Genomic DNA, 10,365 nt, shown 5'->3' on the forward strand with positions numbered 1-10,365 from the left:
CAGCTTGCCATGTAAGCCTCGTTATGTCCTTCATCCCTGCTTTTCCGCGACCATCGCAAAATAGACAGGGAATCGTCCAGCTATCATCCGATGCTTGTCCGTATAATAGCGTATATGCCGGAATCCGGCCTCCATTAAGAAACTTTCCAACTGTCTCCTTCTCAAAAAACGGCCCTGTGAATGGCCTGAGGCGTGCTTTGTTCCCCATGCAGCGCGCAGCTTTTGCAGAGCATATACAATCGTGCTCATGCTCCATATCCGCCGCCTGTGAATCAAGTAATCTAGCGGATAACCCGAGCCATGTACAAGCAAAAAAAGCTTTCCACCCGCTTCAAGCACACGATACATCTCTCGAACCGCTGTCCTGGCGTCCAAATAATGAAGCGCAGCACGGCACACTGCCAGATCGAAGCTCCCCTCTTCCCAAGGCAATTGGTGAACATCACCAATAACGGTCTCGACTCGTTCTCCGCCCTCCCTGCAATCTACAGCATATCCCGTCTCGCCTGCATCACTCCGAGTCCCTCGCACATAACCGCCTTCTGTTCGAAGCCGCTCCCTCATAAGCTCAATCGGCTCTCTCGCCGCATCAATTCCGCACATCCGCTCCCGCCGCTCCGCCTTCAGCAAAGCAAAGCTCGTAGCGCCTCCGCCGCAGCATATATCGGCAATCCTTCCCCTGCCCGACGCTTCCTCGATGAGAAGCCGATCCAGCGGCTCCCGAAGATTCAATTGCCGCTCATACTCATAACAGCTATAAGCAAGTCCCCTGTCGGTCAATCCTCCGGAGGCAGATACCCATCCCCGTTCCTTCAGCTTAGCCACCGTTGAAGCTCTTATGATGGCCTCTTTGGATAAGCCTATGCCCGATTCCCGCGCGAACAAATACGCCATGCAGGCCAGCAGCTCACCATCCCGGAATAACTCCGCAACACTGCCATAGGGGGGCTTGTCCTCTATCCGCTCAGCCCGATCAACCATGCAGAACCATACCTACGGCTTGATGCTCGTAATGCTCAATGGACGTACAGTCGAAGTCACTGAGCATTCGCTCGATTTTGCGATGAGTCCCGCCAAGTCCGTAATATCTTCTGAAACTATTGGACCACGTCGATTGGAAAATGCGGGGTTGCTCCTTGTCCAGATCATACGGATGAATATAAAACAGGAAATAATCATGGCCCTTCAGCCATGACGTCACGCCATAACGGAACACTTCATACGGATACAACCGGTAGTACCCACCGCCACCCCATGGAATACGCAGACTCCCGATCCTGTGCGCAGGCAACGGATATTCAGTCAGCCTTCCTTTGATTCGGAAGGAGGAGCCGGAATTCGGGTATCCGCTCAAGCCCCCTGAATCGCCACCGAACGAATTGGGCATCAAGCTGGAATCATAATTAAAGCCCTCCTCCTCCAGCAGCTCCAGTCCCCATTCCGTCATAGAGAAGCACGGCGCCCGGTATCCGCGAACCTCCGAGCCGGTCAGCTGCTCCAGCAGAGATTTGGAATGCCTAATATCCTCCTTGAACTCCAGTCGCGACTGCTTATAGACCAGCCGGTGCGCGTAGCCATGGGATGCAATCTCATGGCCCCGCCGGTGAATCTCCTTCACCAGTTCGGGTTTATGCTCCGCAATCCAGCCCAATACAAAAAACGTCCCCTTCGCATTCTTTTCGTCCAGCATATCCAGCAGCAGATGCGTTGGCTTCTCCAATCTGAACGGATAGCGCTTCCAATCGGCAAGTGACAACTCCGGGCTGCAAAACCAGTCTTCCAGATCTACCGTAAAAATCATGTCCAACGGCTTCATCCTCTCTGCATCTATTCTCATTGAATCTGCGGCAAAAAGTTTGAACTCCCTCTATTATAAGGGATATTATGAGCGAATAGGAAATTATTAGAGACGAATCCAAAGGTAAACGAACACGCAAAAAAAGCCGGTCCCGGCAATGAAATCTGCTCGAAACCAGCCTCTCTCGTTATTATGCGAAATCAGGAATCGCAATTTCCCTGATGCAGTCAGGCGCTTCGTACCATTCATCATGAACGGCGTTCGTAACGGGATAGGAACGGAGCAAGTAGCTCTCCGGCGCCTCCATATGCTTGCGCAGCTTGCCGAATTCCGTCAGCTTCGGATTTAGCCAATCCTCGACGCCTTCCTCATCCAGCACAATCGGCAAGCGCGGCTGCCAGACAGACATCGATCCGCTGGTGGCTGCCGTCAGCATGGTGAAAGCACGTACTTCCTTGCCGCTTGAATGACGCCAGCAGTCATACATGCCAGCTATGCCAAGCACCGTATGGCCGGGCAGCACGGTATGCATAGCTCTCGGCTCCCGCTCCTTGCCGAACATCTTCTGCCCGTAAAATCCGCTGCACGGAATCACACAGCGCTGCCGCTTCATCATGCGATGCAGGAATGGCTTATCTGGCAAAGCCGCAGAGTCAGCATTCACCGAATCTTTGGCCCAGAAGGGAAACAACCCCCATCTGGATTCCTGCAACACGCGCGTATCGTGACGATCATTCATAATGATGGACACGTTCTGGGTCGGCGCTACGTTGAACCGATTCGTGTGTCCGACCACCACTTTTTTGATCCCAAACCGCTCTACAATCTCACTCATATCCACCGTCAACGAAAACCGTTCAATCATCGCTGGATCGCTCCTTTAGCCTCATGGCTGCGTAATTGAATCCAGTTTTTGTAGGTTGGTGGAAAATTATTCATGAATTTTTTCGCAGCCTGTTGGGCAGCCTAAGTTAGTTGACGGTATGGATCATTTAGGTCGTAAACCGTTTTCTGAACTTGAGCGGCGGCATGCCGGTGTGCGATGCGAAGAGACGGGAGAAATGCGGGGTTTGCCGGAAGCCGGTCTCCTCCGCCACTCTCGCAATCGTCCAGTCGGTCTTGATGAGCAGCAGCTTCGCCTGGTCAAGCCGGTAATACAGCAAATACTGCTGCGGCGTACAACCGAACACTTCCGTCATACAGCGAGTGATATAGTTCGTATGGAGATCAAGCACCTCACTCAGCATCGTATTGCTGATGGAGGTCCGATAATTCAATTTCAAATAAGCCGCCGCACGCTCCGCTACGGATACAGCAGCCTTCGCTGCGTCCGAACGCCAGCCTTCATCCAACATCTGAAGCAGATGCAGGAATCGCTGCTGCCGGTCCCAGAATGCTCCGTGAGAGGAGCTCTTGGCCGCCTCATGCAGCTGGGAAAAGATAAGCTTCGCCTCATCCGGATAATTCAGCTTCATCTTCTTGGGCAAACGGATGGCATAGGTATAGTAATCACCCCGGATGCTGCCAGGCTGATTGTCCTCGGTCTCCTCCCATGCTCCGACGGTCTGGAAGTGTACCCAATCGAACACCGTCTCCTCATCGCAAGGCCGAAAGGAATAATGCCAGCGATCCGGCCGCAAGATGAGCACATCTCCCGGCTTCAATGTCCATTTATGGTTCTCCTCGGCGACATAAAGCGTTCCCTCATTCACGAACAGCAGATCGAATACACCAAGATTCGTCCGATTGGGATGCTCCTCGCCAGGTCTATATGTTATTCGGTTCGACTCTACGAAAAAAGGCAGAGGCGGCGAACGAAACGTTAGTAATAAATCTTCTGACACGCTGATCTCTCTCCCCGATGCATAGCTGCATTAATTCCCATGAATACTGCCATGTTACTTGAAGAGCCGATCGTTTGTCCACACTCTATTTCCCGCAAGCTCTGTCTATGTCTGTTCAGCCAAAAGAGCCTTGTTCTGCCGATGGCTCATCGTAGAATCAAGGCTCTTCCCTGTAACATGCGAATAATCGCACTCCTGCATATATGAATCGCTCGTGTTATAACGATATGCTCTGAATGCCATGGAACATCGTCGCCATAAAAATCTGATCCCCCAGCACGTCAACATCCGTCACCGGGAAACCAAGCTGGACAGACAGCAGCACCAGTCGATCCGCTATGTAGACGAGCTTGAACAGCCCTTGATCGGTACACACATAAATACTGCCCCGCTTCGGAACTATGGAATAGATTATCTTTTTCCCGAATTGAATTCGGTCGAACCGACCCTTCCTGTCCCCTACCACCAATTCGCCCTGATCCGTCGCACCAATCAAATGGCCCCGATAGACTGCCAGGCTGGTAATGCCTCGCTGCAGCTCGAAATGCGCCCATTCATCCATGAAACGGTCATACAAGGAAATTCCGGTATCATGACCCACGATGACATATTGAGGGAGACTAATAAAATCAAATACATGCTTCCCCTCGCAAGAGAGCTGACCCCACTTCGACCCCGTCCGGATCCATAATCCGTCCGACGTTGAGGCGTAGCATGCGCCTCCAAGCCTGCGATATTGATAACACGGCAACGTCAGGCCGTCTTGCTCCCACGTTTCTCCGTTCCACTCATATAACCCGTTATTCGTGCAAGCATGAAGCAGCTCCTGGTGAAGCTGAAGCCGATGGATTCCAGTCGTATCAGGCAAACCCGTTCCAAGCTTCCCCCACTCAGATTCATCTTCAATTGAATATACCCCATGCCCGACCGTAGCAGCAACTACGCCATAAGGCCCCGCCGTGACAGCAGAGAATGGGAATAAAAGCCAATTCCATGGCTGTTTGGTTCCTGTCTGCATGATTTCAAATCCCTTTCCGCGCACAGAACAAGGGCCGTTTCACTCGGTGACGCTTACCCTTCTATCCGCCTATTTACTGATAACTATTATCAATTAAATGATAAACATTCTCATAGGCAATTGTCAACCTCGCCCCACCGCCCATTTTTCTAAAAATAGGCTAATGCCTACGCGACAGCTCTCCTGCACCCAAGCAAACCTCCACATTAGCCCGTAGTATAAAGAAATTACCTAGGAGGTGCTTCAACTGAACGAGTTCAAACGTCGTTACCGCAAACGTTCAACAAAAAAACAGACGTTAAAAATCAAAACGTCCAATAACGGCAACTATCCGAAAAGACATAAAAAAATAGCTGTCGCAAAAAGAAAACGCCTCTTCATCTCAGGAACAAGAAGAAGATATCGTCCTCGTACTCAACACAATCATCGTGACCATCATAGCGACGAATATAGTGAGCTCAGAGGTCAGCTCGGTTCAATAGGACCCCAGGGACCTGAAGGTGAGCGCGGCAAAAGAGGCGATGATGGAGATCGCGGCAAGCGTGGCCGCACCGGACCCACTGGTGCGACGGGTTCGACGGGTTCGACGGGCGCGACGGGCGCGACGGGCGCGACAGGCGCTACAGGCGCTACCGGAGCCACAGGCGTGACAGGTGCGCCGGGTATCTCTGGGGCAACAGGGTCCACAGGTGCGACAGGCGCTACGGGTATCTCTGGGGCAACGGGATCCACAGGCGCGACAGGCGCTACGGGATCCACAGGTGCAACCGGACCATCAGGCGGGCCCCCAGGACCCACTGGCTCGACGGGCGCCACAGGCGTACAAGGACCGATCGGGTCACAAGGGCCTGTCGGACCACCAGGAAGCACTGGACCTCAAGGGCCTCAAGGCATTCAAGGAGAACCCGGCCCGCAAGGACCGCAAGGACAGCAAGGTCCGCAAGGACCCCAAGGTAATGCCGGACAGCAAGGGCCACAAGGTCCTCAAGGGCTTGTAGGAAACACTGGGGCAACAGGATCCACAGGCGCAACCGGAGCGACCGGCGCAAACGGCGCCGCAGGGGCAAACGGCGCTGCAGGGGCAACTGGGGCGACCGGAGCGACCGGTGCTGAAGGTCCAGTCGGACCTCAAGGACCTCAGGGCTTCGTCGGACCTCAAGGACCTGTCGGACAGCAAGGACCGCAAGGAGCTCAAGGACCAATCGGGAATACTGGAGCTGTCGGGCAGCAAGGACCGCAAGGAACTCAAGGACCGATCGGAAATACTGGAGCTACGGGAGCAACCGGAGCGACCGGGGGTACCGGAGCTGCCGGACAGCAAGGACCACAAGGAGCTCAAGGACCGATCGGGAATACTGGAGCTACGGGCGCAACCGGAGCGACCGGCGGTACCGGAGCTACAGGTGCAACTGGCGGTACGGGAACTACCGGCGATGCCGGACCGACCGGGCCAACTGGAGCGACCGGCAATACCGGAGCTACAGGCGCTACAGGCACCGGCGATACTGGGACCACCGGACCGACAGGACCAACTGGACCAACCGGCGGTACCGGAGCTACAGGTGCAACTGGCGGTACGGGAACTACCGGCGATACCGGACTGACAGGACCAACTGGACCAACCGGCGGTACCGGAGCTACAGGTGCAACTGGCGGTACGGGAACTACCGGCGATACCGGACCGACAGGACCAACTGGACCCACTGGCGATACTGGAGCCACAGGCATTACAGGAGCTACAGGAGTTACAGGCGTTACGGGATCTACGGGAGCTACGGGAAATACCGGAGCTACGGGGCTAACGGGGCCAACTGGACCGACGGGAGCGACCGGCGACACAGGCGCTACAGGCACTGGCGCTACAGGAGTGACCGGACCAACAGGGCCGACGGGACCAACCGGAGGTACCGGACCAACAGGCGCTACAGGTAGCGGGGCCATTATTCCATTCGCATCCGGGGAACCGCTTGTTATGAGCACTATCCTTGGAGGCTTGGCCGGTACCGCTGGTCTTGTTGGATTCGGAATTAGTGGTCCGACATTAAATGTACTCGGTGCCACCATTGATCTGACAGGTGCTACAGGAACACTGCTCAATTTCGCTTTCACTGTCCCTAGAAACGGAATCATCACATCCATCGCCGCTTACTTCAGCACAACTCTGGCTCTCAGTTTATTGGGCTCGACAATCACGGTAAACGCTCAGCTTTATGGCTCACCAACACCAAACAATCTTTTCAGCCCGATAACCGGAACAAATGTCACGCTAACGCCGAATTTAACTGGGTTGCTAGTGCCTGCCGGCACGATCAGCAATGGCATCTTATCAGGGCTATCTATCCCTGTGGCAGCTCAGACTCGCCTCCTGCTCGTCTTCTCTATTTCAGCAGCAGGAGCATCTCTTATCAATACAGTCGCCGGCTACGCCAGTGCAGGCGTTACGATCGACTAAACCTCACTCAACCCAACAATCTATTTCCCACAGACCAAGGTGCCAGCTTGGTCTGTTTTTTTCTTTATTCATACGGTAGCAGCTAATTTTCACGTTCTACTTATAGAATTATTGTATTCACTACCAATCTTCAATTCTTCTACTCTTGCCTATTAACTTGTAATTTTCTCATGCAAAAACGTACAAGCCGATACTATTACTTTTACATAGAATAGATGAATTACAAGGAGGTGTTATCACTGAAAAAAAATGATGAGCACAAAAAGTTGCGGATTATTAAAAAAAGATCTGACCAAGATCAAGAACTGATTATTCTTTCCAAACATTCGAAAAAAAGCTGCAAACACAAAAAGAAACACAAATCATGTAAAAAAGAAAAGTGTGAGTGCTGTACTGGACCAAGAGGACCGGAAGACCATCGATGTAAGAGAGAAAAATGCGATAAGTGCGGTCATAAGGGACAAGTAGGAGCTACAGGGCCAACGGGGGCGACAGGTTCTACAGGTTCTACAGGCTATACAGGCTCTACTGGCGCTACTGGTTCTACGGGATCTACTGGCTCTACGGGATCTACTGGCTCTACTGGCGCTACTGGCTCTACTGGCGCTACTGGCTCTACTGGCGCGACTGGTTCTACGGGATCTACTGGCTCTACGGGATCTACTGGCGCTACTGGCACTACAGGTGCAACGGGTTCCACAGGTGTGACAGGCATAACAGGATCAACTGGACTGACTGGGCCAACTGGTACTACTGGCGACGATGGCGCGACCGGACCAACCGGACCGACGGGATCTACGGGATCTTCTGGCACAACTGGCGCTACAGGTTCTACCGGAGCAACTGGAACTACAGGTGCAACGGGCACCACAGGTGTGACAGGTGCGACTGGCGTAACAGGATCAACTGGACCTACCGGACCTACTGGTACTACTGGCAACGATGGCGCGACTGGACCTACCGGACCGACAGGGTCAACCGGAGCCACTGGCGTTGATGGTGCAACCGGACCTACTGGGCCGACGGGCGCGGACGGTGCTACGGGGGCCGACGGCGCAACTGGACCTGCTGGGCCGACGGGCGCGGACGGCGCTACGGGGGCCGACGGCGCAACTGGGCCTGTTGGGCCGACGGGCGCGGACGGCGTTACGGGGGCCGATGGTGCAACCGGACCTGCTGGGCCGACGGGCGCGGACGGTGCTACGGGGGCCGACGGCGCAACTGGGCCTGCTGGGCCGACGGGCGCGGACGGCGTTACAGGGGCCGATGGTGCAACGGGACCTACTGGACCGACGGGCGCGGACGGCGCTACGGGGGCCGATGGTGCAACTGGGCCTATTGGGCCGACGGGCGCGGACGGCGCTACAGGGGCCGATGGTGCAACGGGGCCTGCTGGGCCGACGGGCGCGGACGGCGCTACAGGGGCCGATGGTGCAATGGGGCCTACTGGGCCGACGGGCGCGGACGGCGCTACGGGGGCCGATGGTGCAACGGGGCCTACTGGGCCGACGGGCGCGGACGGCGCTACGGGGGCCGACGGTGCAACAGGAGCCACTGGTCCAACAGGCGCAACAGGCACGGGAGGTGGAGCAATTATCCCTTATGCATCCGGTTTGGCACTTGCTTTAACAACTATTGCTGGCGGACTTGCAGGGACTGGTGGACTCCTTGGTTTCGGTACCAGTGCCCCGACACCAACCATACTTGGTGGTGCAATCGACTTGACAGGACCTGGTGGTGTCGACATAAACTACGCCTTCTCCATGCCACGCAACGGTACAATTACAGCGATTGCAGCTTATTTCAGTACAACAGCAGGTCTCAACATTCCGGGAACAGATATAACGATCCAAGTTCAATTATATAGCTCCACTACCCCCGATAATATTTTCAACCCTATTGCGGGAACACTTGTCAGTCTCTTTCCTCCTTTAAGCGGTGTAGTTAATATTGGAACATTTAGCAATGCTGCACTTACGGGTCTTAGTATTCCTGTATCGACAGAAACACGATTGCTGCTCGTATATTCTGCAGTTGCATCTGGTTTTAACCTCATTAATGCGATTGTCGGATACGGTAGCGCGGGACTAACGATTGAATAGTCATTACTCGTAGAAGCCTAGCCTAGAACTTGGCTTCTTCTCCTGTTTTATCGGTCTTTAAAGCAATCCGCTCTCTTATGTGCATACACACATTTTCTAATAAAAGGGAAAATACCTAAATGAACGCACATACAGAATCTATTTTCCCTTCGTAATATAAGGAAGAATACAAGGAGGTGTTTTAACTGGATTATCCATCTAGCAAAAAGAAATCTATCAAGATAATCAAACGTCGCTCAAACAGCACGATTTCCATTCATTCTGGCGATTCTTCTCATTGCAAGAAGAAGAAAAAGAAGAGATGGAAAAACGATGACTGTAACAAAGAAACCTTTACCCACAGACCAAGAGGACACAGAGGGCCTCCAGGACCTCCAGGACCTGAAGGACCTGAAGGACCGGTTGGACCTGAAGGACCTAGAGGAAAGCGCGGTAAAAGAGGCAAAGACGGTAAGAGAGGCAAAGACGGTGACAGAGGAAAAGATGGTGATAGAGGCAAACGCGGACGTCCCGGACCGACGGGGCCGACTGGACCGACGGGATCTTTCAATGTTGGTGACGGGCTATTCAATGTCATCGGACCAATTGGTTCAGCTACAGTTGGCTTTGGTGAGGATCTGATTTTTGAATCCGATACGCTTGACATTGTCGTTTCGGAAGGTTCCGCAATTGTTCGTCTGGAAGTACCGACCGGCAGCACTGGCATTACAGGACCAACAGGTGCTACCGGCGCAACCGGTGAAACGGGCGCTACGGGAGCTACAGGTGAGACGGGGGCCACTGGCGCAACTGGATCGACCGGGGCCACTGGCGCAACTGGATCGACCGGGGCCACTGGTTCAGGAGCAACTGGTGCGACTGGAGCTACAGGTGAGACGGGGGCCACTGGCGCAACTGGATCGACCGGGGCCACTGGTTCAGGAGCAACTGGTGCAACTGGAGCTACAGGGGCTACAGGTGAGACGGGGGCCACTGGCGCAACTGGATCGACCGGGGCCACTGGTTCCGGAGCAACTGGTGCGACTGGAGCTACAGGGGCTACGGGTGAGACGGGTACCACTGGCGCAACTGGATCGACCGGGGCCACTGGTTCAGGAGCAACTGGTGCGACTGGAGCTACAGGTGAGACGGGGGCCACTGGCGCAACTGGA

Annotated in this window: 8 protein-coding genes; 3 read left to right on the forward strand and 5 right to left on the reverse strand. The window is 54.3% G+C overall.

What is annotated here, in order from left to right:
* Positions 1-30: 30 nt before the first annotated feature.
* From ACFVSO_RS04445 to ACFVSO_RS04465, 5 genes are all read right to left on the reverse strand, one after another.
* Positions 31-981 carry a class I SAM-dependent methyltransferase gene (locus ACFVSO_RS04445; protein ID WP_387470478.1) on the reverse strand — a complete coding sequence of 317 codons (951 nt, stop codon included), beginning with the start codon at positions 979-981 and terminating at the stop codon, positions 31-33.
* A complete protein-coding gene (locus ACFVSO_RS04450) occupies positions 974-1,801 on the reverse strand; it encodes a polysaccharide deacetylase family protein (RefSeq protein WP_387470480.1) in 828 nt (275 codons plus the stop codon). The genes ACFVSO_RS04445 and ACFVSO_RS04450 overlap by 8 nt, the downstream gene beginning before the upstream one ends.
* 187 nt (positions 1,802-1,988) lie before the next feature.
* A complete protein-coding gene (locus tag ACFVSO_RS04455; RefSeq protein ID WP_387470482.1) occupies positions 1,989-2,663 on the reverse strand; it encodes an SOS response-associated peptidase in 675 nt (224 codons plus the stop codon).
* A gap of 127 nt (positions 2,664-2,790) precedes the next feature.
* Positions 2,791-3,642, reverse strand: coding sequence for an AraC family transcriptional regulator (locus tag ACFVSO_RS04460; RefSeq protein WP_387470484.1), 852 nt, complete (start codon positions 3,640-3,642; stop codon positions 2,791-2,793).
* Between the two features lie 217 nt (positions 3,643-3,859).
* Positions 3,860-4,660 carry a hypothetical protein gene (locus ACFVSO_RS04465; RefSeq protein ID WP_387470486.1) on the reverse strand — a complete coding sequence of 267 codons (801 nt, stop codon included), beginning with the start codon at positions 4,658-4,660 and terminating at the stop codon, positions 3,860-3,862.
* A 238-nt stretch (positions 4,661-4,898) separates the two neighbouring features.
* On the opposite strand from ACFVSO_RS04465, the gene ACFVSO_RS04470 reads away from it, so the two are divergent.
* The 3 genes from ACFVSO_RS04470 (at position 4,899) to ACFVSO_RS04485 (ending at position 9,835) form a co-directional block, all read left to right on the forward strand.
* Entirely contained in the window at positions 4,899-7,112 is a 2,214-nt protein-coding gene (locus ACFVSO_RS04470; protein WP_387470488.1) for an exosporium glycoprotein BclB-related protein, read from the forward strand.
* 266 nt (positions 7,113-7,378) lie between these two features.
* On the forward strand, positions 7,379-9,214 hold the full coding sequence (locus tag ACFVSO_RS28850; RefSeq protein ID WP_483875060.1) for an exosporium glycoprotein BclB-related protein: 1,836 nt from the start codon (positions 7,379-7,381) through the stop codon (positions 9,212-9,214).
* A gap of 312 nt (positions 9,215-9,526) precedes the next feature.
* The gene (locus ACFVSO_RS04485; protein ID WP_387470490.1) at positions 9,527-9,835 is read left to right on the forward strand and encodes a hypothetical protein; all 309 of its coding nucleotides are present in this window, start codon (positions 9,527-9,529) and stop codon (positions 9,833-9,835) included.
* Positions 9,836-10,365: the final 530 nt, after the last annotated feature.

This window comes from Paenibacillus sp. NPDC057967 (assembly GCF_042887015.1).
Taxonomy (GTDB): Bacteria; Bacillota; Bacilli; order Paenibacillales; family Paenibacillaceae; genus Pristimantibacillus.

What these genes read in the sequence shown, in the direction of transcription:
- ACFVSO_RS04445 (WP_387470478.1), bottom strand. Translation starts at nt 981, where the DNA reads ATGGTTGATCGGGCTGAGCGGATAGAGGACAAGCCCCCCTATGGCAGT.
- ACFVSO_RS04450 (WP_387470480.1), bottom strand. Translation starts at nt 1,801, where the DNA reads ATGATTTTTACGGTAGATCTGGAAGACTGGTTTTGCAGCCCGGAGTTG.
- ACFVSO_RS04455 (WP_387470482.1), bottom strand. Translation starts at nt 2,663, where the DNA reads ATGATTGAACGGTTTTCGTTGACGGTGGATATGAGTGAGATTGTAGAG.
- ACFVSO_RS04465 (WP_387470486.1), bottom strand. Translation starts at nt 4,660, where the DNA reads ATGCAGACAGGAACCAAACAGCCATGGAATTGGCTTTTATTCCCATTC.
- ACFVSO_RS04485 (WP_387470490.1), top strand. Translation starts at nt 9,527, where the DNA reads ATGACTGTAACAAAGAAACCTTTACCCACAGACCAAGAGGACACAGAG.